This window comes from Microbacterium testaceum StLB037 (assembly GCF_900104345.1).
Classification (GTDB): Bacteria; Actinomycetota; Actinomycetes; order Actinomycetales; family Microbacteriaceae; genus Microbacterium; species Microbacterium testaceum_A.
The window spans coordinates 1-25,300 of the sequence record NZ_FNJN01000007.1 but is presented as its reverse complement, the minus strand read 5'-3'; the positions used below and the strand labels follow the sequence as shown (position 1 = coordinate 25,300).

Annotated in this window: 25 protein-coding genes, 1 tRNA gene and 2 pseudogenes; 11 read left to right on the top strand and 17 right to left on the bottom strand. The window is 68.7% G+C overall.

Translation table 11 applies throughout. The annotated features are described in order from the left end of the window. Positions 1 to 26: 26 nt before the first annotated feature. The 3 genes from BLS25_RS14250 to BLS25_RS14240 are packed head-to-tail and all read left to right on the top strand — an operon-like array spanning position 27 to position 1,705. Positions 27 to 371 carry an ArsR/SmtB family transcription factor gene (locus BLS25_RS14250; protein WP_074696600.1) on the top strand — a complete coding sequence of 115 codons (345 nt, stop codon included), beginning with the start codon at positions 27 to 29 and terminating at the stop codon, positions 369 to 371. Further along, positions 368 to 1,057: a cation efflux transmembrane domain-containing protein gene (locus BLS25_RS14245; protein ID WP_074696825.1), complete on the top strand. Its 690-nt coding sequence runs from the start codon at positions 368 to 370 to the stop codon at positions 1,055 to 1,057. Before BLS25_RS14250 ends, BLS25_RS14245 begins: the two co-directional genes overlap by 4 nt. Positions 1,058 to 1,060: 3 nt before the next feature. Continuing rightward, entirely contained in the window at positions 1,061 to 1,705 is a 645-nt protein-coding gene (locus tag BLS25_RS14240) for a DsbA family protein (RefSeq protein WP_074696598.1), read from the top strand. Between the two features lie 25 nt (positions 1,706 to 1,730). On the opposite strand, the gene BLS25_RS14235 is transcribed toward BLS25_RS14240, so the two are convergent. Beyond that, positions 1,731 to 2,672 (bottom strand): LysR family transcriptional regulator, encoded by a 942-nt coding sequence (locus tag BLS25_RS14235; RefSeq protein ID WP_074696596.1) that lies wholly within the window; start codon positions 2,670 to 2,672, stop codon positions 1,731 to 1,733. Between the two features lie 117 nt (positions 2,673 to 2,789). On the opposite strand from BLS25_RS14235, the gene BLS25_RS14230 reads away from it, so the two are divergent. From BLS25_RS14230 to BLS25_RS14215, 4 genes are all read left to right on the top strand, one after another. After that, positions 2,790 to 3,776: a putative oxygenase MesX gene (locus tag BLS25_RS14230; RefSeq protein ID WP_074696823.1), complete on the top strand. Its 987-nt coding sequence runs from the start codon at positions 2,790 to 2,792 to the stop codon at positions 3,774 to 3,776. Between the two features lie 20 nt (positions 3,777 to 3,796). Next, positions 3,797 to 4,834: a methionine synthase gene (locus BLS25_RS14225; RefSeq protein ID WP_074696821.1), complete on the top strand. Its 1,038-nt coding sequence runs from the start codon at positions 3,797 to 3,799 to the stop codon at positions 4,832 to 4,834. A gap of 58 nt (positions 4,835 to 4,892) precedes the next feature. Next, positions 4,893 to 5,933, top strand: a complete 1,041-nt coding sequence (locus tag BLS25_RS14220) for an aldo/keto reductase (RefSeq protein ID WP_074696595.1) — start codon at positions 4,893 to 4,895, stop codon at positions 5,931 to 5,933. 92 nt (positions 5,934 to 6,025) lie between these two features. Then, positions 6,026 to 6,211: a hypothetical protein gene (locus BLS25_RS14215; RefSeq protein ID WP_056229409.1), complete on the top strand. Its 186-nt coding sequence runs from the start codon at positions 6,026 to 6,028 to the stop codon at positions 6,209 to 6,211. A gap of 38 nt (positions 6,212 to 6,249) precedes the next feature. On the opposite strand, the gene BLS25_RS14210 is transcribed toward BLS25_RS14215, so the two are convergent. Beyond that, a complete protein-coding gene (locus BLS25_RS14210; protein WP_056229413.1) occupies positions 6,250 to 6,732 on the bottom strand; it encodes an Lrp/AsnC family transcriptional regulator in 483 nt (160 codons plus the stop codon). 80 nt (positions 6,733 to 6,812) lie between these two features. Between BLS25_RS14210 and BLS25_RS14205 the strand changes: the two genes are divergently transcribed. The 3 genes from BLS25_RS14205 (at position 6,813) to BLS25_RS14195 (ending at position 10,634) form a co-directional block, all read left to right on the top strand. Further along, a complete protein-coding gene (locus BLS25_RS14205) occupies positions 6,813 to 7,745 on the top strand; it encodes a DMT family transporter (protein ID WP_074696594.1) in 933 nt (310 codons plus the stop codon). 79 nt (positions 7,746 to 7,824) lie between these two features. Then, the gene (locus BLS25_RS14200) at positions 7,825 to 9,414 is read left to right on the top strand and encodes a molybdopterin-dependent oxidoreductase (RefSeq protein ID WP_056229418.1); all 1,590 of its coding nucleotides are present in this window, start codon (positions 7,825 to 7,827) and stop codon (positions 9,412 to 9,414) included. A 128-nt stretch (positions 9,415 to 9,542) separates the two neighbouring features. Then, a complete protein-coding gene (locus tag BLS25_RS14195) occupies positions 9,543 to 10,634 on the top strand; it encodes a PAS domain-containing sensor histidine kinase (protein ID WP_256335600.1) in 1,092 nt (363 codons plus the stop codon). 13 nt (positions 10,635 to 10,647) lie between these two features. Here the strand turns inward: BLS25_RS14195 and BLS25_RS14190 are convergent, their stop codons facing one another. From BLS25_RS14190 to BLS25_RS14130, 13 genes and pseudogenes are all read right to left on the bottom strand, one after another. Next, positions 10,648 to 11,226: an isochorismatase family protein gene (locus BLS25_RS14190; RefSeq protein ID WP_074696592.1), complete on the bottom strand. Its 579-nt coding sequence runs from the start codon at positions 11,224 to 11,226 to the stop codon at positions 10,648 to 10,650. Next, complete coding sequence (locus tag BLS25_RS14185) at positions 11,223 to 13,478, bottom strand: MMPL family transporter (RefSeq protein WP_081349868.1); 2,256 nt, start codon at positions 13,476 to 13,478, stop codon at positions 11,223 to 11,225. Before BLS25_RS14185 ends, BLS25_RS14190 begins: the two co-directional genes overlap by 4 nt. 41 nt (positions 13,479 to 13,519) lie before the next feature. Then, positions 13,520 to 13,915 (bottom strand): hypothetical protein, encoded by a 396-nt coding sequence (locus BLS25_RS14180; RefSeq protein ID WP_056229424.1) that lies wholly within the window; start codon positions 13,913 to 13,915, stop codon positions 13,520 to 13,522. 69 nt (positions 13,916 to 13,984) lie between these two features. Further along, positions 13,985 to 14,515: a hypothetical protein gene (locus BLS25_RS14175; protein WP_056229429.1), complete on the bottom strand. Its 531-nt coding sequence runs from the start codon at positions 14,513 to 14,515 to the stop codon at positions 13,985 to 13,987. A 121-nt stretch (positions 14,516 to 14,636) separates the two neighbouring features. Then, positions 14,637 to 14,709: transfer RNA gene (locus tag BLS25_RS14170), tRNA-Thr, on the bottom strand. A gap of 65 nt (positions 14,710 to 14,774) precedes the next feature. Continuing rightward, complete coding sequence (gene deoC / locus BLS25_RS14165; RefSeq protein ID WP_056229432.1) at positions 14,775 to 15,446, bottom strand: deoxyribose-phosphate aldolase; 672 nt, start codon at positions 15,444 to 15,446, stop codon at positions 14,775 to 14,777. A gap of 61 nt (positions 15,447 to 15,507) precedes the next feature. Continuing rightward, positions 15,508 to 17,049 (bottom strand): alpha/beta hydrolase, encoded by a 1,542-nt coding sequence (locus tag BLS25_RS14160; protein ID WP_256335599.1) that lies wholly within the window; start codon positions 17,047 to 17,049, stop codon positions 15,508 to 15,510. Continuing rightward, entirely contained in the window at positions 17,046 to 18,224 is a 1,179-nt protein-coding gene (locus BLS25_RS14155) for a DNA polymerase III subunit delta' (RefSeq protein WP_074696590.1), read from the bottom strand. The genes BLS25_RS14160 and BLS25_RS14155 overlap by 4 nt, the downstream gene beginning before the upstream one ends. A gap of 68 nt (positions 18,225 to 18,292) precedes the next feature. Further along, positions 18,293 to 18,967, bottom strand: a complete 675-nt coding sequence (gene tmk / locus BLS25_RS14150; protein ID WP_081349867.1) for a dTMP kinase — start codon at positions 18,965 to 18,967, stop codon at positions 18,293 to 18,295. Further along, positions 18,964 to 21,816, bottom strand: coding sequence for a type I DNA topoisomerase (gene topA / locus BLS25_RS14145; protein WP_074696588.1), 2,853 nt, complete (start codon positions 21,814 to 21,816; stop codon positions 18,964 to 18,966). Before topA ends, tmk begins: the two co-directional genes overlap by 4 nt. A 60-nt stretch (positions 21,817 to 21,876) precedes the next feature. Further along, positions 21,877 to 22,206, bottom strand: coding sequence for an Rv3654c family TadE-like protein (locus BLS25_RS14140; protein WP_056229443.1), 330 nt, complete (start codon positions 22,204 to 22,206; stop codon positions 21,877 to 21,879). After that, on the bottom strand, positions 22,206 to 22,484 hold the full coding sequence (locus BLS25_RS14135; protein WP_143017969.1) for a hypothetical protein: 279 nt from the start codon (positions 22,482 to 22,484) through the stop codon (positions 22,206 to 22,208). The genes BLS25_RS14140 and BLS25_RS14135 overlap by 1 nt, the downstream gene beginning before the upstream one ends. Before the next feature lie 41 nt (positions 22,485 to 22,525). Further along, a pseudogene (locus BLS25_RS14130) lies at positions 22,526 to 22,636 on the bottom strand (DUF4244 domain-containing protein); the annotation flags it as partial. Positions 22,637 to 22,669: 33 nt separating this feature from the next. On the opposite strand from BLS25_RS14130, the gene BLS25_RS16500 reads away from it, so the two are divergent. Further along, positions 22,670 to 24,157, top strand: coding sequence for a recombinase family protein (locus BLS25_RS16500; protein ID WP_143017968.1), 1,488 nt, complete (start codon positions 22,670 to 22,672; stop codon positions 24,155 to 24,157). A 593-nt stretch (positions 24,158 to 24,750) separates the two neighbouring features. Here the strand turns inward: BLS25_RS16500 and BLS25_RS16720 are convergent. Next, positions 24,751 to 25,020, bottom strand: coding sequence for a hypothetical protein (locus BLS25_RS16720; RefSeq protein ID WP_143017933.1), 270 nt, complete (start codon positions 25,018 to 25,020; stop codon positions 24,751 to 24,753). A gap of 65 nt (positions 25,021 to 25,085) precedes the next feature. Continuing rightward, positions 25,086 to 25,300: pseudogene (locus tag BLS25_RS16990) on the bottom strand (hypothetical protein); the annotation flags it as partial.

Genomic DNA, 25,300 nt, shown 5'->3' with positions numbered 1-25,300 from the left:
ACAGCGAATCATGTACTATCGCGAGCATGTCGATCGCCGCTCCACTCGCCACCGCGACGCACACCGCAGCATTGGCCCGGCTCGGACACGCGCTGTCAGACCGCACCCGTGCCGGCATCCTGCTCGCCCTTCGGGAAGCCCCCGCCTTCCCCTCGGATCTGGCCGAGGCGCTCGACGTTTCGCGGCAGGTCATGTCGAACCAACTCGCCTGTCTCCGCGGCTGCGGCCTGGTCGAGTCGGTGCCGGATGGACGACGCACGTGGTACCGGCTGGCTGACTCGCACCTCGCTCCCGCTCTCGACGAGCTGTTGCGAGTCGTGCTCTACGTCGAGCCCGGATGCTGCGCCGGCGAGACGTGCACGTGCGCATGAGCACCGCCGAGACACGCCTCACCGCCGATCGCCGATCGGTCCTGCAGCGCCGGATCCGCTGGATCGTCGCGATTACGATCGCCTACAACCTGGTCGAAGCCGTCATCGCGATCGCGGCGGGATCGGCGGCGTCGTCGGCCGCGCTCATCGGCTTCGGACTCGACTCCACCATCGAGGTGCTCTCGGCCGCAGCGGTCGCCTGGCAATTCACGCGAAGCGATCCGGAACGCTGGGAGAAGGGCACGCTGCGCGTCATCGCCGTGGCCTTCTTCGCCCTCGCGGCATATGTCGCGGCGACCTCGGTCATGGCTGCGATCGGTCGCAGTGCTGTGGAGCACTCCACGCTCGGCATCGTCATCACCGCACTGAGCGTCGTCATCATGCCGTTCCTCTCGCTCGCCGAACGTCGCGCCGGTCGCGAACTCGGCTCGGCGACGGCCGTGGCCGACTCGAAGCAGACGCTCATCTGCACCTACCTCTCCGCGGCGGTTCTGGTGGGACTGGTCGCCAACAGCATCTTCGGGTGGTGGTGGGCGGATGCCGCCGCCGGACTGGTCATCGCGGCCTTCGCGGTGCGCGAGGGGATCGAGGCCTGGCGCGGCGACGCCTGCGCCACCTCGGTGGGCATGCTCCTCGATGACGACGAGCATGATTCCGATCACGACCACGACGGAAAGCACCACTGACCCATGCGCCCCCTCGCGAAGGCCCTCATCGCCTCCGGCGCCATCCTCGTCGCGCTCACGCTCGCGGCCGCCGTCTTCGTCGTCGTCGATCGATCCGATGACCCCGATCCGAGATCGCTGCAGGTCGAGCGGGCCGATTCCCACGTGCTCGACCCGGGCGACTCCGACGCCGTGAGCATCGTCGAGTTTCTCGACTTCGAGTGCGAGGCGTGCGCCGCGTATCACCCCGTCGTCGAGGACGTCCGCGAGAAGTACAGGGGCGAGATCCGGTTCGTGGTGCGCTACTTCCCTCTGCCGGGTCACGCCAACTCGGGCACCGCCGCCGTCGCCGCCGAAGCCGCCGCGCAACAGGGGCGCTTCGAAGACATGTATCGCGTGCTCTTCGAGCGTCAGTCGCAGTGGAGCCACACGACCGAGTCCCGTGCACCCGTGTTCCGCGACTACGCGGTCGAGCTGGGTCTCGACATGGAGACGTACGACGCCGCGGTCGCCGACCCGGCGACCGAAGCCCGGGTCCGCGCCGACTTCGACGAAGGTCGGGCGCTCGGTGTCGGCAGCACTCCCACGTTCTTCGTCGACGGCGAACCGCTCACCATCGAGAGGTGGGGGGATCTCGAGTCGGCGATTCTCGACGCCCGGCGTGCCTGAGCGATCAATAGACCCACTGCGCCCGTCAGCCGATCACCTCCACCCCGAACCCCGCCACCACGTCGCGCACCTCGCCGAGGTAGCGCTGGGCCTGCTCGGTGAGGGGGATGGCGGTGCGGCCGATCCAGCCGATCTCGATCCGCTCGTCGACGTCGAGGGGGACGGCGACGATCTCGGGGTCGAGGTCGTCGCTGATGATGCCCGTCGAGATCGTGTACCCGTCGAGACCGATCATGAGGTTGAAGATGGTCGCGCGGTCGGAGACCCGGATCTCCTGCTTGCTCGAGAGGGTCGAGAGGATCTCTTCGGCGAAATAGAACGAGTTGTTCGCGCCCTGATCGAAGGTGAGACGCGGGAGGTCCGCCAGGTCGTCGAGGGTCGCGCGCTCGCGCGTGGCGAGCGGATTGCGTCGCGAGACGAAGATGTGCGGCTCGGCACGGAAGAGCGGGTGGAAGGCGAGGCCCGAGTCCCGCAGCAGCTTGTCGAGGACGTTCCGATTGAAGTCGTTGCGGAACAGGATGCCGAGCTCGCTGCGCAACGTCCGGACGTCTTCGATGATGTCGAAGGTGCGGGTCTCGCGCAGAGAGAACTCGTACTCCGCGGCATCCGTCGCCTTCACCATCCGCACGAACGCGTCGACGACGAACGAGTAGTGCTGGGCGGAGACGCCGAGGAGGCGCCTCGAGGGCGGACGCCCCAGGTAACGCTGCTCGAGCAACTCCGCCTGCTCGACCACCTGGCGGGCGTAGCCGAGGAACTCCACTCCGTCGACGGTGAGCGTCACCCCGCGCGCGGAACGGGTGAGCAGGTCGCGGCCGACGCGCGTCTCGAGATCGCGCATCGCGGCCGACATCGTGGGCTGCGCGACGTAGAGCAGGTCGGCCGCGGCGCTGATGGACCCCTCGGCGGCCACCTCGATGAAGTACTGCATCTGCTGCAGCGTGATGCCGCTCGCCCGCTTCGCCATAGGTCGAGGCTATACCGCGACATAGCGGTACTGAATTACCCGATGACCCGACCGAAGGCGCACGATGAGGACACGATCACCGCACGGCCCACCCCGGCCCTACCCGATTGGCTCGACATGGCGAACGACATCACGTTCCGCATCTCCACCACGCGCTTCGACGAGGACTACGCGCCCTCGGCCAGCTCGCGGATCACCACGAACTTCGCCAACCTCGCCCGGGGCGAGCACCGCCAGCAGAACCTGCGGAACGCCCTCGCGATGATCGATCGCCGTATGAACGAGCTCGTCGGCGACGACGCGGACCGCTACCGCGTCGAGCTGGACATCGTCTCGGCCGAACTCCGTTTCGACGACGACGCCGGCGACGACCGCGAGTTCCCCCTGCTCGAGGTGCTCGACATCCACGTCGTCGACACGGTCACCGGCGAGCGCCACCAGGGCATCGTCGGCAACAACTTCTCGTCCTACCTGCGCGACTACGACTTCAGCGTGCTGCTGCCGACGGCCAACGGCGAGGGCAAGCCCTTCACGCTGCCCGAGGGTTTCGGCATCCTGCACGGCAAGCTCTTCCAGCACTTCCTCGATTCCGAGGCGTACCGCGAGCGCTATACGCAGTCCCCGGTTGTGTGCATCAGCGTATCGACGAGCCGCGAGTACCACCGCACCGGTGTCGAGCACCCCGTACTCGGCTTCGAGTACGAGCAGGACAGCTTCAGCCTCACCGACGAGTACTTCGGCAAGATGGGCCTGCAGGTGCGGTACTTCATGCCGCAGGGCAGCGTCGCACCGCTGGCGTTCTACTTCCGCGGCGATCTTCTGGCCGACTACACCGATCTCCAGCTGGCCGGCACGGTGGCCACGATGGAGACCTTCCAGAAGATCTACCGTCCCGAGATCTACAACGCCCACGAGCCGGCGGGCGAGGTCTACCGTCCCACCCTCGCGCACGACGACTTCACCCGCACGAACATCGCGTACGACCGCGAAGAGCGCAGCCGCCTCGGCATCACCCAGGGTCGCTACACCGAGGAGCACTTCGTGAAGCCCCACCGCGCCGTGCTCGACGCGTGGCTCGTCGCCGACGCCCTCCCGACCCGATGACCTCCCCGGAGACCCGCCCCGTGAACACCCTCCTCCCCACCTCGATCGTCGGAAGCCTTCCCAAGCCCGCGTGGCTCGCCAAGCCCGAGGTGCTCTGGTCGCCCTGGGAGCTCGAGGGCGACACACTCGTCGAAGGCAAGCACGATGCCCTCCGCAGCGCCGCCACGGAGCAGGAACGCCGTGGCCTCGACATCGTCAGCGACGGCGAGCAGACCCGCCAGCACTTCGTGACGACCTTCATCGAGCACCTCGAGGGTGTCGACTTCGAGAATCGCGAGACCGTCCGCATCCGCGACCGCTACGACGCGAGCGTTCCGACCGTGGTGGGCGCGGTGAGCCGTCGCCAGCCGGTTTTCGTCCAGGATGCCGCGTTCCTCCGCCAGCAGACGGATCGCCCGATCAAATGGGCCCTGCCCGGACCGATGACGATGATCGACACGCTCGCCGATCACCACTACCGCAGCCGCGAGAAGCTCGCGTGGGAGTTCGCGACCATCCTCAACCAGGAGGCCCGCGAGCTCGAAGCGGCAGGGGTCGACATCATCCAGTTCGACGAGCCCGCGTTCAACGTCTTCTTCGACGAGATGAAGGACTGGGGAGTTGCGACCCTCGAGCGCGCCGCCGAGGGGCTGCGCGCCGAGACCGTCGTCCACATCTGTTACGGCTACGGCATCAAGGCGAACACCGATTGGAAGGCCACCCTGGGCGCCGAGTGGCGTCAGTACGAGGAGTCGTTCCCCCTGCTGCAGCGCTCGAGCATCGACACCGTGTCGCTCGAGAGCCACAACTCGCACGTGCCCATCGACCTCATCGAGCTCATCCGCGGCAAGAACGTCATGCTCGGCGCGATCGACGTCGCCCGTCACGAGGTGGAGACTCCCGAAGAGGTGGCCGACACTCTGCGGCGGGCTCTGCAGTTCGTGGATGCCGACAAGCTCATCGCCAGCTCGAACTGCGGAATGGCCCCTCTGCCGCGCCAGGTGGCGTTCGAGAAGCTGAGCGCGCTGTCGGCGGGTGCCGGCATCCTGCGCGAAGAGCTCTCGCGCGTTCTCGCCTGAGCTCCGCTGCGATCCGTGGCAGAGTCGACGGTGTCCCCCTTCACCGCCGAGGAGAACCATGCCCATCGCCGCCGATGACCCCCGCCTGACGTCCGCGTTCACGCCGTCCTCCACCCGCTACGACGACGTGCCGTTCCTGCGCGCCGGGGCGAGCGGCATCCCTCTCCCCCGCATCTCACTCGGGCTGTGGCAGAACTTCGGCAGCGGCCGCACCCTCGATTCGCAGCGCGAGATCCTGCGTCACGCCGTCGACCGGGGCGTGGTGCACATCGACCTGGCCAACAACTACGGCCCGCCCTACGGTGCCGCCGAGACGACGTTCGGCACGGTCCTCGACAGCGATCTGCGCGCGTACCGCGACGAGTTGTTCCTCTCGACCAAGGCCGGCTACGACATGTGGCCGGGCCCCTACGGCGCCGGCGGGTCGCGCAAGTACCTCGTTCGTTCTCTCGAGCAGAGCCTCACCCGCATGCGCACCGACTACGTCGACGTGTTCTATTCGCACCGGGTCGACCCCGAGACGCCGATCGAAGAGACGGTCACCGCGCTCGCCGACATCGTGCGCAGCGGCAAGGCGCTGTACGTGGGCATCTCGAACTACCCGGCCGACCTCACCCGCCGCGCGCACGAGCTGCTCGCCGCCGAGGGCATCCGCCTGTTCATCCACCAGCCGCGCTATTCGCTGTTCGACCGCACGCCCGAGTCGGAGCTGTTCCCGACGCTGCGCGAGCTCTCGGTCGGAAGCGCGGTCTTCTCGCCGCTCTCGCAGGGGCTGCTGACCGCCAAGTACCTCGACGGCACGGTGCCCGCCGACTCGCGCGCGGCCGACAGCCGCTTCCTCGACGAGTCGGCGCTCACCGACGACTACCTCGAGCGCATCCGCGGTATCGACGGGGTCGCTCGCGAAGCCGGACTCTCAATCCCGCAGCTGGCCGTGGCCTGGGTGCTGCGCGACCCGGTCGTCACGACCGCGATCATCGGCGCCTCGCGCCCGAGCCAGATCGACGACGCGGTCGAGGCGAGCAAGGCCACGCTGAGCGACGACGTGATCGCCGCCCTCGAGCCGTTCGCCGCCCCCTCGGGCGGGTCGCTGCGCTGACCGACGCACACCGCGGGCGTCGGCGCAAGCGGCGCGGCATCCGCCCTCCGATCGTGTGAGGTGAGATTCCACACGGGAATCGAGGAGGCGCTATGGGTGTCGCACGTTGGATCGGAACCGGAGCGGTCGCACTCGCGGGAGCGGTGCTCGCCCGGACGGCGATCGGCCGCGCGGCCGCCGCCGGAACGGTCGCCTACCGGGTCTGGAAGGACCCGAAGGTGCAGAAGATCCGCCGCAAGGTGCAGGCGAAAGTCCTCAAACAGCGCTCGCCGCGCTGAGGGATCCCGGGCCCGGGTCGCGATCGTCGACCCGGGTCTCACGTGGGCCCCGGCTCCGTCCCCAGGGGCAGGGGCGAGACGGGCTTGGTAACTCCGAACGCGAAGGTCGTGTCGATCGACGACAGCGAGGGGATCGCTCGCAGGTGCTCGCGCAGGAGCCGTTCGTACTCCTCGAAGCTCGGCGTGACGATCCGCACGAGGTAGTCCCAGTCGCCGGCGAGCAGGTGCGCCTCGACGATGTGCGGAATGGCGCGCAACCGCTCTTCGACGGCGTCCACGGTGCTTCCCTCGTGCGAGGCCAGCCGCAATCGCACGAAAGCCGTGATGGTGAGGTCCACGGCTTTCGCCGAGACGACGGCGCGGTAGCCCTCGATGACCCCGGCCTGCTCGAGGTGGCGCACACGCCGCAGACACGGCGATGGAGACAGGCCGACGCGATCGGCGAGTTCCTGGTTCGAGAGGCGTCCGTCCTGCTGCAACTCGCGCAGGATGAGACGGTCGATGCGGTCAAGGTCCACCATGTAGCAGATTCTGCCAAAAATCAGACCGATCGAGCAATCATCGCAATCGCCTGCGGCGCCGTCCTTTCTACGCTCGCAGGGTGACGACGTTCGCTCTCTCCCTGCCTCGCGCCGTTCCACGCCGCACCCTGGTCGGCGTCGCCGCCCTGACCGCCGTCGTCATGCTGTGGTCGTCGTTCGCCCTCTCCACGCGCGCCCTCGAGGGGGCCGGACTCACCATGGCGGATGCCGCGATCGTGCGCTTCGCCGTGCCCGCGGTGGTCCTGAGCCCGTGGATCCCCCGCACGCTGCGCACCCTCCGTACCGAGCGCCCGACGGTTCTGGCTCTCGTACTGCTGGCGGGGCTGCCGCACTTCCTGTTGTTCGCCTGGGGCGCGCACCTCACCTCCGCGGCTCTCACCGGGTTGCTCGTGCCGGGAACCGTCCCCGTTTTCGTCACCCTCCTGCTGTTCCTGTGCGTCCGCCGGACGGTGTCGCGGCGGCGCGTACTCGCCCTCGCCGCGGTCGTGGCGGGGGTGGCGGCCAGCGCCCTGTTCACTGGCGGACCGACCGGGCCCGGCGGCATCGCCGTCCTGCTGGCGGCGGGCCTCGTCTGGGCCGCGTACACCCTCGGCGTCGCCCGCACGCGCCTCGATCCCGTCGGCGTGATCGTGATCGTCTCGATCACGTCCGTGGCATCCGCTCTTCTGCTCGCGGTCACGGAGGTGCTCCCGTCCGCGTTGCTCGCCGGCACCGCCGACCTGTCGACGGTGGGAAGCTATGCCCTCGTGCAGGGGGTCGGGACGGGCCTGCTCTCGACCGCGTGCTACGTCGTCGCGGTCAAGAACCTCGGCAGCAGCCTGCCCGCCGCAGCCGGGGCCCTGAGCCCGGTCCTCACCGCCGTCGTCGCCGTCCCCCTCCTGGGAGAGTCGCTCGGCCTCGGCCTCGGGGTCGCACTGGCCCTCATCGTCACCGGGGTCGCCGTCTTCGCCCTGTCACCCGCGACGCCGAGCGGGCAGAGCACTCCGCGCTGACGGCATCCGTTCCGTCCTCCGCTCCGAAGAGAGGGGGAGACTCGTCGCGCACGCGCGAGGAGCGGAGATGAGGGATGCCATGACGACCGACACCGCGGCCCGTACCGACGAGGCCACCACGGTCCGCCGACCGCACGCCTGGATCTGGGCAGCCCTGGCCGGCATCGTCTCGGCCGCCGCCCTGCTGGCTGTCGCGGAGGCGCTCGCGGCGCTCGTCGCTCGATCGGCGAGCCCCATCCTCGCCGTCGGTTCGTTCATCGTCGACATCGTCCCGCGCCCCCTGAAAGAGCTCGCGATCACGCTGTTCGGCGAGAGCGACAAGATCGCCCTGCTCGCGGGTGTGGGTCTCGGCGCTGCCGTCGCCGCCGCCGTCGCGGGCGTGCTCGAGTACCGCTTCCGCTTCGTCGGCGTCGTCCTCCTCGGAATCGGCGGCATCCTCGCCACGGCGGCGATCATCACGCGCGCCGGGGCCGGCGCTCTCGCGTGGCTGCCCCCCGTCGTCGGCACGGTCGCGGGCATCCTCGTGTTGCTGCTGGCGATCGTGCGTCTGCGACGCTGGGTCTCGGCCGCCGTTGCGCAGAACGCCCAGGCCTCCGGCACCGATCGACGCCACTTCCTGCTGTTCACCGGCCTCACCGCGGTCGGCGCGGTCGTCGTGGGTGTCGGTGCTCGCGTCCTGAACGCCGCGACCTCGTCTGTCGCCGCCGCACGCGACGCGCTGCGGATCCCGGCCGCCCGCTCCACCGTGACCGTTCCCGAGGGCGCGAACTGGGAGATCGACGGGCTCACCCCGATCGTCACCCCCAACGGCGACTTCTACCGCGTCGACACCGCACTGACCGTCCCCAACGTCGACCCCACCACATGGCGCCTCTCCATCGAGGGCATGGTCGACAACCCCGTGGAGCTGAGCTTCGACGACCTCGTCAACATGGGCCTCGACGAGTACGGCGTGACCCTCACCTGCGTCTCCAACGAGGTCGGCGGCGGCCTGGTCGGCAACGCCATCTGGACCGGCGTCCCCATCCGCGACGTGCTGCGCATGGCCGGCGTGCAGGGAGACGCCGACATGGTGCTCTCGGAGAGCGTCGACGGGTACACGGCATCCACTCCCCTCTCGTCGCTCACCGACGACAACCTCGACGCGATCTTCGCGGTCAAGATGAACGGCGAACCGTTGCCCTTCGAGCACGGATTTCCCGTGCGCATGGTCGTCCCGGGGCTCTACGGCTACGTCTCGGCCACGAAGTGGGTCACCAAGCTGACCGTCACGCGGTTCGACAAGGACGAGGCGTACTGGACCCCGCGCGGATACTCGGCCGAAGCGCCGATCAAGATGTCGTCGCGCGTGGACACGCCCAAGATCGGCTCGCCCGTCGCCGCGGGCGCCGTGGTCGTCGCCGGCATGGCATGGGCCCAGCCCGTCGGCGTGCAGAAGGTCGAAGTCAGCATAGACAACGGCGAATGGCAGGAGACGCAGCTCTCCACCCCCATCAACGACCAGTCGTGGGTGCAGTGGAAGTTCGACTGGACCGCCGAGGCCGGGACGCACTACATCGCGGTCCGCGCGACCGACAAGCAGGGCAACCTGCAGATCCAGGATGCGGCTCCGATCGCCCCGAACGGCTCGAGCGGGTGGCAGCGGACGCTGGTCACCGTCTCGTCGTAAGCCCGGCAGGGCAATGTCAATCGCTGTTCCCGGGCGCGTCGCGAGGGGCATGATCACACTATGCCTTCAGCAAGCATTGCGACCCGAGCCGGTGCTTCCGCATGACCACGGTCCCCAATGAGCCCCCTGTGTCCCCCGCCCCTCCCGGCGTCGACCCCGACCATCCGTTGACGAGCATCCGACGCTCCATTCCGCGCGACTGGGACGAGCAGGTCGACCTCTTCGCGATCGTCAAGCTCGACAGCGGCGGGTTCGTCCGCGGGTGGAACCTCGGAGCGGAACGCATCAAGGGGTACAGCGAGGACGAGATCCTCGGCTCGCACTTCTCGCGCTTCTACCGCGAAGAGGACCGACGGCGCGGCAAGCCCGACCAGCTGCTCGCTGCCGCCCAACGCGACGGCCACGTCGAAGACACCGGCTGGCGCGTGCGCAGCGACGGCTCGGAGTTCTGGGCGCGGGTGACGATCTCGGCCATCCGCACCGACCAGGGTCAGGTCCTCGGTTTCGTCAAGATCGTGCGCGATCTGACGACCGAGAAGCAGGAAGCGGATGAGCGCCAGTCCCTGCAGCGCACCTTCGCGCACGACCTTCTCTCGCCGGTCACGGCTCTCCGTGGCTACCTCGACCTGATCGGCGAGGAGCTGCCCCCTGACCACCGCCTCCTGCGCCTCGCCGGCGAGGCGAGCGACCACATCGTCGCCATGGCCCAGGCCCTCATGGCCGACGTCAACACCGCCGCCGAGCGGGGACGGCGGCGCGCGAGCCTCGACCTCATCGCCCGCGGAGCCGTCTCACTCGTCCTGCCGGGCGATGCGCCCGGCCGCGTCGTGTTCGGTCAGATGGATGCCGTTCCCATCTGGGGCGATGTGCTCGGACTCCGACGCGCGATCGCCAACGTGCTCGAGAACGCCGCGAAGTACTCCGACGACCTCATCGAGGTCGACGTCTTCGAAACCGACGAGGGGGCCGTGGTGCGCGTGCGCGACCGAGGTCGTGGCATCCATCCCGACGATCTCGCCTCGATCACGCAGGAAGGCAACCGAGGTCGGCTCGCGGATGCCGGCGACGGGGGACGAGGGATCGGGCTCGCGAGCGTGCAGCGCATCGTGGGTGCACACGGCGGAACGGTGCGCATCATGAGCGCACCGGGTGAGGGGACGAGCGTCTCCCTCACGATCCCCCGCGCCGACGACGAGGTCGACCCGGTTCGGATCGACTGAACCCGGTCTCGCCTCAGGAGCCCGAGGTCGAGAGCTCCGCGCCCGCAGCCTCGATCTCGGCCAGGGCCGCCGCGCTGGCGTCGGGATGCACACCCGCGACCAGGTCGGTGAGAACGCGCACGCGGCGTCCCGCGCCGATCGCATCGAGGGCGGACGCGCGCACGCAGTAGTCGGTCGCGATGCCCACCACGTCGATGTCCCGGATGCCGTGGACCTCGAGCAGCTGCGCCGCGGTCTCGCCCGCATCGGTGACGCCCTCGAACAGCGAGTAGGCGGGCTTGCCCTGCCCCTTCTTGAGATGGTGCGTCACCCGCGAGGTGTCGAAGACCTCGTCGTACTCGGCACCGAAGGTGCCGCCCACGCAGTGCACCGGCCACGTATCGACGAAGTCGGGGCTGTCCGAGAAGTGGCCGCCGTTGTCGTCGTCGCCGTGATGCCAGTCCCGCGACGCGACGATGAGCGCGTACTCATCGGCGTGCACGGCGAGGTAGCGTGAGATGCGTTCGGCGACCGCGTCACCGCCCTCGACGCCCAAGGCGCCGTGCTCGGTGAAGTCGTTCTGGACATCGACGATGAACAGGGCGCGCGTCATGCGTCGAGCCTACGCTCCGCGGCATCCGTCCGCCCGAGCTTCGAGGGCCACCAGATGCGCCGGCCGAGGTCGTACGCCAGAGCGGGCACCAGCAACGAGCGCACCACGAAGGTGTCGAGCAGCACACCGAAGGCCACGATGAAGGCGATCTGCGCGAGGAAGAGGATCGGGATGACCCCGAGAGCCGCGAACGTCGCCGCCAGCACAAGCCCCGCCGAGGTGATCACTCCGCCCGTGGCGACGAGGCCACGCAAAATCCCCGCACGCGTACCGTGCGCGAGGGACTCCTCCCGCACCCTCGACATCAGGAAGATGTTGTAATCCACACCCAGCGCGACGAGGAAGACGAAGCCGTACAACGGCACCGCCGGATCCGCGCCCGGGAAGCCCAGGATGCCGTCGAACACCAGGGCACTGACGCCCAGCGCCGCCCCGAACGACACGATGACGGTCCCGATGAGGATGAGGGGGGCCACGATCGAGCGCAGCAGAGCCATGAGGATCAGCAGGATGACGGCGAGAACGATCGGGATGATGAGCGTCCGATCACGGATCGAGGTGTCGATCGAGTCGATGTCGGTGGCGGTGACACCGCCCACCAGGGCGGTGCCCTCGCCGAGCTCGGTGGTGAGATCGGCGCGGAGCTGACGGACGGTCTCGTCCGCCGCCGGTGAATCGGCCGTATCCGCCAGGGTCGCGGCCAGCAGGACGTCGCCGTCCGCGACGGTCGGGGCGGGCGCGGGCGTCCCGGGCGCACCGAAGGCCGTCGTCTGGAGAGCTCCGTCGGATACGCTCACCGGCGACTGCCCACCGGGGGCGTCGGCGCTGAGCACCGCGACCGCGTCGACTCCCGACGCGCTCTGAAGGACGGTCGCCGCCCGAGCGGCGTCCTGTTCGGGGACGAGAACGTACGCCGGGCTGCCCGAGCCGCCCGGGAAGTGCTCGGCGAGGGCGGCTTGACCGTCGCGCGCCTCGGACGCCCCCAGAACGAGGTCGCTCGCCGGCACGCCGTCGGCGCGCAGCTGGGTGACACCGACGCACGCGGCGAGGAGGACGAGCGTGCACACGATCCACACCGGCCGGGCCCGGCGGGCGACGAAGCGCGCCTGGCGCGACCAGAACCCCTTCGCTGGCTGCGTGAGGTCGGCCGGCAGGGCCGACTGACCGGGCTTCGGCAGGAACGGCCAGAACGCCGCCCGGCCGACCAACGCCAGGAGAGCGGGAAGGAAGGTCAGCGCCGACAGAACGGCGAAGGCGATCCCGATGGACGCGATGGGCCCGAGGGCACGGTTGGTCGCCAGATCGGACAGCAACAGGCAGAGGAGCCCGGCGATCACGGTGCCCCCCGAAGCCAGGATGGGCTCGAACGCTCCCTTCCACGCCCGGACCGTGGCATCCCACCGCGGACGACCCTCGCCGATGGCCTCGCGGAAGCGTGCGACGTACAGGAGGGCGTAGTCGGTGGCCGCGCCGATGACGAGGATGAACAGGATCCCCTGGACCTGACCGTTGAGGACCACGATGCCGGCGAAAGCGAGCCACCACACGGTCAGCAGGGCCACGCAGAGGGCGAAGACCGAGGTCAGCAGCACCAGGATCGGCAGCAGCGGTGAGCGGTACACGATGACGAGGATGACGAAGACGGCCACCAGCGCGACGATCAGCAGAAGGCCGTCGATGCCGAGGAAGCCCTTCACGAGATCGGCGGTGAACCCGGCCGGGCCCGTGACCCACGCCTCGACGCCCGCCGGGACCTCGGCGGACACCTTCTCGCGCACCTGCTCGACGACGTCGCGCACTTCATCGGAGCTGTCGATGGGTACGAAGATCTGCGCGGCCTGTCCGTCCTCCGAGACCACGGGAGGCGACGCGTCACCCGAGACGCCGTCGACGGCGGCGAGGTCCGTCGCGAGGGTCTGCAGTGCGGTCACCTGTGCATCGCTAAGCGCGGAGCCGTCAGCGGTCGAGGCGACGACGATCGCGGGGATCGTGTCACTCCCGGTGAAGTCGGTCAGGCGCTCGCTCACTCGCGTCGCGTCGGCCGACTGCGGCAGGAAAGAGGACTGATCGTTCGTCGCGACCTGGTCGACCTTGCCGAAGAAGGGACCGCCGATCGAGCCGCCCACCACCCAGAGCAGAACGAGCAGGCTGGGGATGCCGACCCTCAGCCACCGCGAGACGCGCGGGGCGTTCGTCGATCGGCGGGTGCGTCCGCGGGAGGAGCGGCGAGTTGAAGCAGGCGAAGCGGACATATAGCTAGCTTATCTAGCAATACGTGCGTCGCGCCAGTCCGTCACCCGCGCGCGAAGAGCACCACGATCGACACGACGAACGCCACCGCACCCAGAGTCAGCACCCCGGCCGCCAGCAGGGAGACGAAGCGCACCAGCGGAGAAGAGCGCGTCAGCCGCATGCGATCGACGCGGCCCCGGCGGTAGAAGATGTCGGCCATGTCGGCCGCCCCGATCTTCGCGTCGTCGTGGGCCGAGAGCGGAGCCTCATTCACTCCCCCGTCGGCGTCGAACCACCGCACGACGCGGCCCCCGTCGACATGCTCGACCACGGCGCGAGTCGGCAACCACGTGCCATCGGCCAGAAGCAGGAAGACCGCGACGAAGGCGAGCAGAAGACCGCCACCCAGACCCACCCACGTGAAGATCTCGATGACGGCATCGAGGGCGTTCGACACGGGGGCTCCAGCAGGGTTCGACGGGCGGAGGACAGCCGTCACGCGGACGCGGAACGAGGCGGGTTCAGCCTATCGGGCGAGGTCGGGCCGAACCTCTCGAGCCACCGTCCCGAGGGCCTCGAGCCGTCGGGTCGCGCGCAACGCGATGACCAACGGCACCGCCGCCACGACACCGAACGAGATGTCGATGAGCTGCCAGCCGAGCGGGAGACCGCGGATCGCCCCCGCGATGAGCGCCAACGGAATGATCCCCGCGCACGCGACGAGCCCCCACTGGAGGACGAACACGTTGCGAACCGGATCGCGCCACGGGCCGATGAAGGCGACGGCGATCAGCAGATGGGCGAACGCCAACCAGTCGGTGCCGTAGGCGATGAACGGGAACGCCGCGGCCGTGGCATCCAGTCCCTCCCCCACCCGATCCACCCACCCGACCGCCTCCGGAGCGAAGGCCGCGACCCCGAGCCCGCGCAGGATCTGGCGACCGAGGGCGAGCTCTTCGCGCAGCGGGAAGGCGGTCAGGCCGCTGACGGCGAGTCCCGCGATGACGATCGCGAGGCAGACCCGGATGCGACGGATGAGAGCGGTTCGTTCGTTCATGGCCCCCCGTTCGATGCCGGCCCCTGGGGCGAGCGTACGACCGAGCGCGTGCGCGACGCGGCGAAATGCTCCACCGACGAAGAAAGGCCCCCACCCGGTGGAAGCGGGTGAGGGCCTTCGGAGCCGCCTAAGGGAATCGAACCCTTGACCTATTCATTACGAGTGAATCGCTCTGCCGTCTGAGCTAAGGCGGCATGTGCGCGCTGGAGCGTGCACGATCATCGATCTTACATGCTCCAGCGCGTGCTCAGGTACGCGCTCAGTAGTCGCCGGCGGCGGTGCGGTCCGCGAGGATGTCACGACTCGACGACAACCCCAGACGCGTGGCGCCCGCGGCGATCATCTCTTCGGCGGCCGCGCGCGTGCGCACTCCCCCGGATGCCTTGACCTCGGCGCGGTCGCCGACCGTGCGCTTCATCAGCTCGACCGCGTGGACGCTCGCGCCACCGGCGGGGTGGAAACCGGTCGACGTCTTGACGAAATCGGCGCCCGCGTTCACCGCCGCCTCGCAGACGGCGACGATGGCCTCGTCGCTCAGCGCGGCGGATTCGATGATGACCTTGAGGACGGTCGGCGCGGGGGCCGCGGCCCGGACGGCGCGGATCTCGGACTCGACGATGTCGTAGCGACCCTCGATCGCGGCGCCCACATCGATGACCATGTCGATCTCGTCGGCACCCTGCGCGACCGACAGAGCGGCCTCGGCGGCCTTGACCTCGGCGTGGTGCTTTCCGCTCGGGAAGCCGCACACCACGGCGAGCTTGAGCCCCTCCGGCAGCTGCACCGGCAGGAACGAGGGCGAGATGCACACGCTGTAGGTGCCGAGCTCGGCGCCTTCGGCGATGAGGCGCTCGACGTCGGCGCGGGTGGCCTCGGGCTTGAGCAGCGTGTGGTCGATGTAGGTCGCCAGGTCGGCGATGGGCGCGGTCATGGGGGTCTCCTCGGGGTATGACGTCTTCAGCCTAGGCGCGCGGGCGGCAGGGAGCGGGGCGCTACTCGCAGCGCAGCCCCTCGGCGGGCACGGTGCCGTCGACCAGGTAGTCGTCGACGGCCGAGTTCACGCAGTCGTTGCCCTTGTTGTAGGCGAGGTGCCCCTCGCCCACGTAGGTCACGAGCACACCCTGCGAGAGTTGACCGGCGAGAGCCTGCGCCTCGGTGTACGGGGTCGCCGGGTCTCCCGTCGTGCCGAGCACCACGATGGGCGGCGAGCCGGGGGCGGTGATCGCCTGGCGCGTGCCCGTCGGTGGGGCGGGCCACGCGGCGCACGCGTCGGGGCCCAGCCAGTAGGGGGCGACCACCGGGGCCTTCTGCTGCAGCTCTTTCTCGATCTGCGGGTTGTCCTCGTCACCCTCGTCGGGATAGTCGACGCAGTTGTACGCCCGCAACGCCTGCATCGTGTTGTCTTGGTACTGACCGCCGACACGACCGTTGTAGAAGTCCGCGAGTTGGAAGGCGACGGAGGCATCGCCGTTCTGCGCCCCGGTGAGAGCCATGCGCAGGTAGGGCCAGTTCTGGTCGCTGTACAGTGCCGCCACGATCGAGGTCACGAGGGTGTCCGCGCCGAGCCGCCTCCCGTCGGGGCCGGTCAGCGGGCGGGCGTCGACGCGTTCCAGCAGCGACGAGAGATCGTTCATCGCGTCGTCGACGGAACCGGTGAACGGACAGTCCGAGCTTTCGAGGCAGTCAGCCATGAAAGCGCGCAGGGCGTTCTCGAACCCGACCGCCTGGGCGATACCGCTCGCGCTGCTCGGCAGGCTGGGGTCGATTCCCCCGTCCAGGACCATTCGCCCGACACGATCGGGGAAGAGCCCCGCGTACGTCGTGCCGAGGAACGACCCGTACGAGAAGCCGAGGTAGTTCAGCTTCTTGTCCCCCAGGACGCCACGCAGCAGGTCCATGTCGCGCGCGGCGTTCTCGGTGGAGACGTAGGGAAGGATGCCGTCACTGTTGGCCTGACACGCCTGCGCGAAGTCGGCCTGGCGCTTCTCGAGCGCGGCGTTCCACTCGTCGCTGCCGCGCGTACCCGGGGGGATGTCGTAGAGGAACGAATCCATGCCCGCCGCGTCGTAGCAGGTGACCGGTGCCGACTGGCCCACCCCGCGAGGGTCGAAGCCGATGATGTCGTACGTCTTCGTCAGCGTCTCGTCGGCCACGAGCGACAGGGAGTCGCGCACGGTGGACACACCGCTCACACCGGGACCCCCGGGGTTCGTCAGCAGAGAGCCCAGCGGCTGGCCCGACGTCGCCCGATGCCGGATCACCGACAGCGTGAGGTCGCCGGCCGACGGATCGGCGTAGTCGCGGGGCGCGGTGACCGTCGTGCAATCGAAACCGGCCGAGCCGCAGTCGGTCCAGGTGAGCGTCTGCCCGTAGTAGGGCAGGAGCGACGCGTCGATGCCCTCGGTCTGCGGTGCCAGTGACGGCCCGACCGCGGGAGCCAGGGGAGGGATCTGGGCGTACAGACAGCCCGACAGGGCGAGGGCGAGACCCGCGACGCCCGCGATGACGGCGGCGAGACGACGGCGGACGCTCACGGAGCGGATCCGTTGGCGACGGTGATCATAAGACTCTCCAGGGCCAGCAGCGGGGCGGCGTTCTGCTCGAGGTTGCGGCGGGTGACCGAGATGCGGTCGAGGACTCCCAGCGTGCGCGCGGGAGACCACTCCCCGGCGAGGGCGCGGAGCGCGTCGAGGCGTTCGCTGTTGACCAGGTCGCCGTCGCGGCCGTACTGGATCATCACGACATCGCGGAAGAGCGACTGCAGGTCGGTGAGCACGCGGTCGATACCGTCGCGCAGGCTGCGGGTCGCCCGGCGCTTCTGGTCGTCTTCGAGGGCGTTCACCTGACCGCGGACCGACGGCGGCACCGCAGCCCCCTCGGCGACGCCGAGCATGCGCAGAAGCGATCGGCGCTCTTCTTCGTCGCGGGTGGCGGTGAGGGCCTTGGCGTCATCGGTGGCCAGCCGCACGATGCGTCCGGCCACATCGACGGCGTCGCCGATCCCGCGGACGGCGAGCACCGCCGCGAGGGTTTCGGCGCGGCGGCCGCGAGCGTCGTCGTCGGTCGCGAGGCGCTGCGCCATGCCGATGTGGCGCTGCGCGTGGCGTGCGGACTCCTCCGCGATGTCGGGGCTCACTCCCGTGCGTTCCACGATCAAGGCGGCGACGTCGGCGACCGACGGCTCGCGCAGACGCAGGACGCGCACGCGCGAGCGGATGGTCGGCAGCAGGTCGGCGTCGCTGGGTGCGCACAGCACCCAGACGGTCTTCTCGGGCGGCTCCTCGAGGGCCTTGAGCAGCACGTTCGAGGTGCGCTCGGCCATCCGGTCGGCGTCTTCGACGACGATCACGCGGTGACGACCGAGCGAGGGGGCGAAAGAGGCGCGCTCGACGAGTCGACGCGCCTCGTCGATGCGGATCACGACCTGCTCGGTGCGCAGGGCGGTGAGATCGGGGTGGGTCCGGGCGAGCACCTGGCGTTGCGCGTTCTCGTCACCCGGATCGGCGATGAGAGCGGCGGCGAACGCGTAGGCCAGGGTGGACCGCCCCGAACCGGGAGGTCCGGTGATGAGCCACGCGTGCGCGAGCGCCGAGGGGTCGGATGCCGCGGCTTGCAGCGTCTGCACGGCCTCGTCTTGCCCCCACACGGCGTCCCAGGGGAACGACGCCGTACCGGCGGCGGACGCGGACGGATCGAGGGCGACGGACATGGGCTCCAGCCTAATCGGGGGGTCGGACACGGCCGCTGGCGGTCGGCTGTGCATCGACCACGCTCGCCTCAGCCGAGGTGCTCCTGCATCGCCGCGCGCACCTGACCCGCCAGCATGTCCGGCGCCTGTGTGGCATCGAGCACGAGGAAGCGGTGGGGCTCGGCGGCGGCCAGGGTGAGGAAGCCGGCGCGCACGCGCGCGTGGAACTCGCTCTTCTCCGCTTCGAGACGGTCGAAGGGCTTGTCGTCCGCGTCCAGGCGACGGCGCGCCGCGGCGGGGTCCAGGTCGAGCAGCACGGTGAGATCGGGCAGGAGCCCGCCGGTCGCCCAGAGCGACAGGGCGCGGATGTCATCGGCATCCAGGACACGACCGGCGCCTTGATAGGCGACGGAGGAATCGAGGTACCGGTCCTGGATCACGACGTCGCCGCGCGCGATGGCGGGCTGGACGACGGTCTCGACATGATGGGCACGGTCGGCCGCGTAGAGCAGCGCTTCGGCGCGGGCGGCGATGTGACCGCGGTGGTGCAGGACGATGTCGCGGATGCGCACTCCCACGTCGGTGCCACCTGGCTCGCGCGTGCGAACGATGTTCCGGCCACCGGAGCGCAGCCAGTCCTCGAGCATCGAGGCCTGAGTGGTCTTGCCGGCGCCGTCCCCCCCTTCGAAGGTCACGAATAGGCCGGGCCCCCCGGCCGCGGACGCCCGAGGGAGAGTCAGCGGCCGGGTGCGGTCGTCGGTCACGAGTTCTTCGCCGGGGCCTTGCGCGTGGTCGTCGCCCGCGGGGCGGCGGTCTTGGCGGCCGTCGTCTTGGCGGCCGCCGTCTTGGTGACAGCCGTCTTCGCCGCGGTGGTCTTCGCCGTCGTCTTGGCCGCCGTGGTCTTGGCGGCCGTGGTCTTCGCTGCCGTGGTCTTCGCGGGGGCCTTTCGCGCTGCGGTCTTCTTCGGCGCGGGACCCTTGGCGCGCTTGTCAGCGATCAGCTCGACGGCGCGCTCGAAGGTGATCGCCATCGCGTCTTCGCCGCGGGGGACAGTGGCGTTGGTCTCGCCGTCGGTGACGTAGGGACCGAAGCGACCGTCCTTCAGCTTGAGGGGCTTGCCGCTGACGGGGTCGGCGTCGAACTCCTTCAGAGCGCTCGAGGCCCGGCGGGCGCCGTACTTCGGTTCGGCGTACTTCGCGAGCGCCTGGTCGAGCGTGATGTCGAAGATCTGCTTCTCGTCGTCGAGCGACCGGGAGTCGGTGCCCTTCTTGAGGTAGGGACCGAAGCGACCGTTCTGCGCGGTGATCTCCTCACCCGAGGCGGGGTCGGTACCCACGACGCGGGGAAGGGAGAGCAGCTGCAGGGCCGTATCGAGATCGACCGTGTCGACGGACATCGACCGGAAGAGCGAGGCGGTCCGAGGCTTCGGGGCCGCTTCCTTCTTGGCTCCGCGCTTCTTGGGGGCCTCGACGACCTCGCCCGTGGCCTGGTCGACCTCTTCGGGCTCCTCGGCGTCGACCTCTTGCACGTAGGGGCCGAAGCGTCCGTCCTTCACGACGACGAGCTTGCCGTTCTCGGGGTTCTCGCCCAGCACCCGGTCGCCGGCCACGGGGGCGTCGATGAGCTCCTGCGCCTTCGCGGGCGTGAGCTCGTCGGGCGCGAGGTCCTCGGGGATGTTGACGATGCGCGGCTTGGCGTCGGGGGCGGCCGTGGGATCGGTCACCTCGAGGTACGGGCCGTACTTTCCGAAGCGCAGCGTGGCCGTGTCGGTGATGCGCGTCGAGTTGAGCTCGCGAGCGTCGATCTCGCCGAGGTTGTCGACGATGTGACGCAGTCCCACCTGCTTCTCGGAGCCGAAGTAGAACGACTTCAGCCACTCGGTGCGGCGCTGCTCGCCACGCGCGATGGCGTCGAGATCGTCTTCGAGGGCGGCGGTGAAGTCGTAGTCGACGAGGTCGGCGAAGTGCTCTTCGAGGAGGCGGACGACGCTGAACGCGAGCCAGCTGGGCACGAGCGCCTGACCACGCTTGCTGACGTACCCACGGTCGAGGATCACACCGATGATGCTGGCGAAGGTAGACGGGCGACCGATCCCCTTCTCTTCGAGGGCCTTGACCAGGCTGGCCTCGGTGTACCGCGGCTTCGGAGAGGTGCTGTGCCCCTTGGGCTCGACATCGCTGACCGACAGCGTGTCGCCCACGGCGACCGCCGGCAGCGACTGGTCGGCATCGTCGTCGTTGCGCTTCTCGTCGGCGCCTTCTTCGTAAGCCTCGAGGAACCCCTTGAAGGTGTAAACGGTTCCGGATGCCGTGAACTCGGCGACCTGGTCACCGGCCTTGACCGTGAGCGTGACGGTCGTCGTCTCGTACTTGGCATCCGCCATCTGGCTCGCGACGGTGCGCTTCCAGATCAGGTCGTACAGCTTCTGCTCGTCGCGATCGAGCGAGGACGCGAGCGACGCGGGCGTGCGGAAGGTCTCGCCCGAGGGACGGATGGCCTCGTGCGCCTCCTGCGCGTTCTTCGACTTGCTTTTGTAGACGCGCGGGTTCGCGGGAACGGCCTTGTCGCCGTAGAGAGCGACGGCCTGAGCACGCGCTGCCGAGATGGCCTGCCCCGAGAGGGCGACCGAGTCGGTACGCATATAGGTGATGAAGCCCTTTTCGTAGAGTCGCTGGGCGACGCCCATGGCGTGCTTGGCGCTCATCGAGAGCTTGCGGCCGGCCTCCTGCTGCAGCGTGGAGGTCGTGAAGGGGGCGCGCGGGCTGCGCGTGCCGGGCTTCGCCTCGACCTTGGCGACGGTCGCCGTGCCGGCGGCGGTGATCGCGTCCGCGAGTGCGCGTGCCTGCGCCTCATCGAGGACCACGACGGCCTTCTTGAGCTGGCCGTTGTCGTCGTAGTCGCCGCCGCGCGCGATGGGCGCACCGTCGAGACGGTTCAAGCGCGTGGTGAACGAGGAGCCGGACTGCGACGCGAGTGCCTCGACGTCCCAGTACGAGGCCGAGACGAAAGCCATGCGCTCGCGCTCGCGCTCGACGACCATACGGGTGGCCGCGGACTGCACGCGACCGGCGCTGAGGGCCGTGCCCTCGCGGCCCGAGCCGACCTTGCGCCACAGAACGGGCGAGACGTCCCAGCCGTAGAGCCGGTCGAGCACGCGGCGGGTCTCTTGCGCGTCGACGAGCGAGACGTCAAGTTCGCGGGTGTGCTCGGCGGCCTCTTTGATGGCGTCCTTGGTGATCTCGTGGAAGATCATGCGACGCACGGGGACCTTGGGCTTGAGGACCTCGAGGAGGTGCCACGCGATGGCTTCGCCTTCGCGGTCACCATCAGTGGCGAGGAGGACTTCGTCGGCCGTCTTGAGGGCGCGCTTGAGCTCGGCGACGGTCTTCGTCTTGCGGTCGTTGACCACGTAGAAGGGGTCGAAGTCGTTCTCGACGTCGATGGAGTACTTGCCGTACGCCGCCTTCTTGTCGGCCGGGATCTCTTTCTTCGACGCGAGGTCGCGAATGTGACCGACCGAGCTGAGCACCTCGTAGTCGTCGCCGAGGTATCCCTGGATCGACTTCATCTTCGTCGGGGACTCGACGATGACGAGCTTCTTTCCGTTTGCCACTGGGGTCCTTTCGTCGATGCACACCATACACACGCCTCCCTGTTCGGGTTCCGGGAGGTCTCACGGGCTCGACCGTTCGGGGGGTCCGGCCCGTGAGCGCGCATCGAATGAAATCCCACCGTACGCCCCACCGACGGTGATGGTGGCGACCAGGCCCTCGACATCGCACTCTCGCAGGGTCGCTTCCCCCGCCGAAGCGACCCGTGCGGCCTCGTCGCACGGCACCCCCGATACTGCCCCGCTGGCCGCATCCGCCGCAGCCAGGGCGGCGGCATCCGCGGTCCCCGCGAGTCGTTCGGCGGCGACCGCGGCACCGCCGACGACGGCCAGGGCGACCGCGAGACCGGCGACCACCGAGATCACTCCGAGGGTCGACACGCTCGCGGGCATCAGCGACCTCCGTCGAGGGCGCAGGCGCGCGTCGAGACCGGAGGGAGGGGCAGGCCCATCGGCACGCGAGCAGACGCTCGTACGCAGACCACTCCGCCGCCGCGGTCCACCGACGCCGTCGCCCCCACCTCCGCCAGCCGCTGCAGGGCGGCGTCGTCGCCCCTGCCGAGCAGACGCGCGGCCTCGGTGGTGAGCTGCTGCACCCGTACCGTGGTCGCGAACGACGCGAGGACACCGGCCCCGAGGACCAGGACGACCAGAACGGCGGGCAGAGCCACCGCGAACTCCGCCGTGACCGCCCCGCGCTCCCCCAGCCTTCTCATTGAACAGTCAGCGCGCGACGCACGAGATCGGTGAGGATCCCCCGCACCTCGTCGCTGCGCATGATCATCACGAGCAGGCCCGCGAAGGCGACAGCCGCCGCCGTAGAGGTATAAAGGCATACTTCTGCCAGGATGGGGCAATGGAGCTTGCAGGCCAATCGACACCACGTGTCGCCATCTACGCGAGACAGTCCGTTGACGAGGACCAGGGGATCGCCCAACAGATCGAAGACTGCCGTACCGAAGTGTTTCGGCGCGGATGGCGGGTCGTGGCCGAGTATCAAGACAACGACACTTCGGCTTCCAAAGAGCGAGGCCCAAAAACCGCCTGGTCGGCGATGCTCAAGGGCTTTGACGCAGGCGAGTTCGACACGATGATCGTGACCGAGACGTCTCGGATCACGCGCAGTCTCGGCGACGTGCTCGACATCCGTCCGCCACGTCGAGATATTCGCGTGGTCGTTGCCCGCGAAGGCATCGACACCGAGCTCGACGATTTCATGCTGAAGCAATTGGTGTTGCTTGCTGAGCGTGAGGTTCGGATCAAGACCGAGCGAGCAGCCCGCTACGCGGTGGGGAGGCGACTCGCAGGGCACCCCACACCCGGGATGCCACCGCATGGGTACCGGTGGGTGCCAAGCATCGAGAGAGACGCGGCGGGTACGCGCTACAGAATTGACGAGACGGAAGCGGAAGACATCCGTCAGATTTTTAGCGAATTCCTGGCGGGGGCTCCACTCGCCCAGGTCGCGCGAGATCTGAATGATGATGGCAAGTTGACGCGTCGGGGCGCGCGCTGGGACGCCACCATGGTTCGAAGGGTTCTGTTGAACCCGCTTTATGCAGCTCTCCTCCCTCCGGCTCAGCCGACGGGCAAGTTCGACGCGACGTCCATAGATTTGGAAGCGTGCACGCCTGGGGCGTGGCAAGCGATCGTCGAACGGCACCAGTTGGTCGCGAGTCGTGGACGGTTGATCGGAGTCCGGCCGAACCACAGCGGTACTGCGCGGAAGTGGCTTTTGTCTGGGCTCGCAGTGTGCGGGTCATGCTCACGCCCCGTCCGTTCGGCTAGCGGCCAGACTCATCCCACGGCGCCCGTAGATGGAGGCAGCGCCGCGCCGTCTCGTCGCTACCACGCATACCGGTGTCCGAATGGTCATTTCATGCGCAACGGCGACATCATCGACGAATACGTCGCGGAGGTCTGCATCGCGCGACTCGCGAGGAAGGACGCCGCTGACCTCCTCGCGCCGCGTTCGGACTGGATGGACGTCGCCACTCTTAATTCGACGCGCGAAGCACTGAAACGCCGCAGACAGTCAATCGCGAGTTTCGTCGCGCGCGGACTCATGACAGACACGGACGCAGACGAGAGCCTAGTGAGCATCGCGCACGAGCTTCAGTCGATCGGCGATCAGATCGCGCTTGCTGTTCTGGAGGATCCGCTCGCGGAGGTCGCCGCCGTCGAAGACGTTCGAGACTGGTGGATGGGCGCATCTCTCGCTCGAAGACGCCTCGTCGTCGAGGCACTAATGGCGGTCAAAATTCACCCGGTCGGCAATGGCAAGCGGGTGACGACGTTGAGCGGCGCCGCAGCCACTATCTCGGTTGAGTGGATCACGCGTTGAGACCCTGATACTGACCTCCCGGCGCCGAGGAAGGTGGGTCGGCTGGGGACAGTCAATGAGAGTCGAGTGACGATCGCGCACAGAGCCCGCCATTGACAGTCTCCTAATCCGAGGTCGAAGACGCAGGAATCATGACCCATCGCCTTCGCCGATAGTCCTGATAACCGAAACTATCGAGGCCTTCGTGGCAGGGGGGTGAAGTGAGATGGGGCTGAGCAACAAGAGCCGCGTGATCACGCGGAACGGTTCCTCGAGATTCGTCGCGATGGACAAAACGCTGCGTGGCAGCCCGCCGACTGGTGGCGTGTTGGTCGCGCCTGCTGAGCGTGAAATCCGGGGGAGCGGGAGGGAACGGGAAAGGTCCAGGTGACCGCCCGGGGATCGCTATCCGTTCGGCTGACGCGGCGCCGCAGCTCCCGCCGCTACTGATGCCACTAGGCCATTACGCTCATCGCCGGGGTCATGCCCTGGGCTCAAAGCCGCGACCGGTCCCACTAGTCAAGGTGTGGGACCGGTCGTCTTCGCTGACACACCCACGCGTTATGCGTGCGTGGGCGCTGGTGGTGCTTATGTGCGCGAGAGTCGCGACTCGCTCAGTTCCACCACAGGCGCGTGTCGTAGTAGGCCATGCCTTTTCGGATGCTCTTCACGCAACGGGTGGAGCTGCTCAGCATCTTCTTTCCCTCCGCAGCCACCGCCGCTTCCTTCAAGGCCGTCTTGGCGACGCACATGACCTGCGAAGGGGTGCTGAAACCCCATCCGTTTGGCACTGCTGCTTGAGCCGGCGAAGCCACCAAGACGGATCCCATAACGACTGCGCCTGCGAATCCCACTGCGGCCATTTTCTTCTTGAAACGGTTCATTTCGTTGTCCCCCCTGGAAACGGTTTGACACCGATCCTGTCGAGGCAGCAGTCGTTTCGCAACGCCTATCCGAATGCGGTGGTGACGCCGACCGCCCACGAGACCAGGTACCACACGAGAGCCGCCGCGGCGATGTACCCCGTTACGAGGCCGACGATCGCGAGCTTCCGGCCGACGCCCACCCGGCGGCTGGCGCTGAACCCCAAGTGGCCGAGGAGTATGGCGGCGATCGCGCTGAGAATGGCCAACGGCAGGAACAAGAGCCCCAGGAGCGGCACGA

Bases quoted from the DNA above. Each gene is read 5' to 3' on its own strand.
- BLS25_RS14230 (WP_074696823.1), top strand. From the start codon at position 2,790: ATGGCGAACGACATCACGTTCCGCATCTCCACCACGCGCTTCGACGAG.
- BLS25_RS14210 (WP_056229413.1), bottom strand. From the start codon at position 6,732: ATGGTGGACCTTGACCGCATCGACCGTCTCATCCTGCGCGAGTTGCAG.
- BLS25_RS14190 (WP_074696592.1), bottom strand. From the start codon at position 11,226: ATGACGCGCGCCCTGTTCATCGTCGATGTCCAGAACGACTTCACCGAG.
- BLS25_RS16720 (WP_143017933.1), bottom strand. From the start codon at position 25,020: ATGAACCGTTTCAAGAAGAAAATGGCCGCAGTGGGATTCGCAGGCGCA.
- BLS25_RS14250 (WP_074696600.1), top strand. From the start codon at position 27: ATGTCGATCGCCGCTCCACTCGCCACCGCGACGCACACCGCAGCATTG.
- BLS25_RS14185 (WP_081349868.1), bottom strand. From the start codon at position 13,478: ATGTCCGCTTCGCCTGCTTCAACTCGCCGCTCCTCCCGCGGACGCACC.
- BLS25_RS14155 (WP_074696590.1), bottom strand. From the start codon at position 18,224: ATGTCCGTCGCCCTCGATCCGTCCGCGTCCGCCGCCGGTACGGCGTCG.
- BLS25_RS14200 (WP_056229418.1), top strand. From the start codon at position 7,825: ATGACGACCGACACCGCGGCCCGTACCGACGAGGCCACCACGGTCCGC.
- BLS25_RS14220 (WP_074696595.1), top strand. From the start codon at position 4,893: ATGCCCATCGCCGCCGATGACCCCCGCCTGACGTCCGCGTTCACGCCG.
- BLS25_RS14215 (WP_056229409.1), top strand. From the start codon at position 6,026: ATGGGTGTCGCACGTTGGATCGGAACCGGAGCGGTCGCACTCGCGGGA.
- BLS25_RS16500 (WP_143017968.1), top strand. From the start codon at position 22,670: ATGGAGCTTGCAGGCCAATCGACACCACGTGTCGCCATCTACGCGAGA.
- BLS25_RS14240 (WP_074696598.1), top strand. From the start codon at position 1,061: ATGCGCCCCCTCGCGAAGGCCCTCATCGCCTCCGGCGCCATCCTCGTC.
- BLS25_RS14175 (WP_056229429.1), bottom strand. From the start codon at position 14,515: ATGAACGAACGAACCGCTCTCATCCGTCGCATCCGGGTCTGCCTCGCG.
- BLS25_RS14140 (WP_056229443.1), bottom strand. From the start codon at position 22,206: ATGCCCGCGAGCGTGTCGACCCTCGGAGTGATCTCGGTGGTCGCCGGT.
- deoC (WP_056229432.1), bottom strand. From the start codon at position 15,446: ATGACCGCGCCCATCGCCGACCTGGCGACCTACATCGACCACACGCTG.
- BLS25_RS14245 (WP_074696825.1), top strand. From the start codon at position 368: ATGAGCACCGCCGAGACACGCCTCACCGCCGATCGCCGATCGGTCCTG.
- BLS25_RS14235 (WP_074696596.1), bottom strand. From the start codon at position 2,672: ATGGCGAAGCGGGCGAGCGGCATCACGCTGCAGCAGATGCAGTACTTC.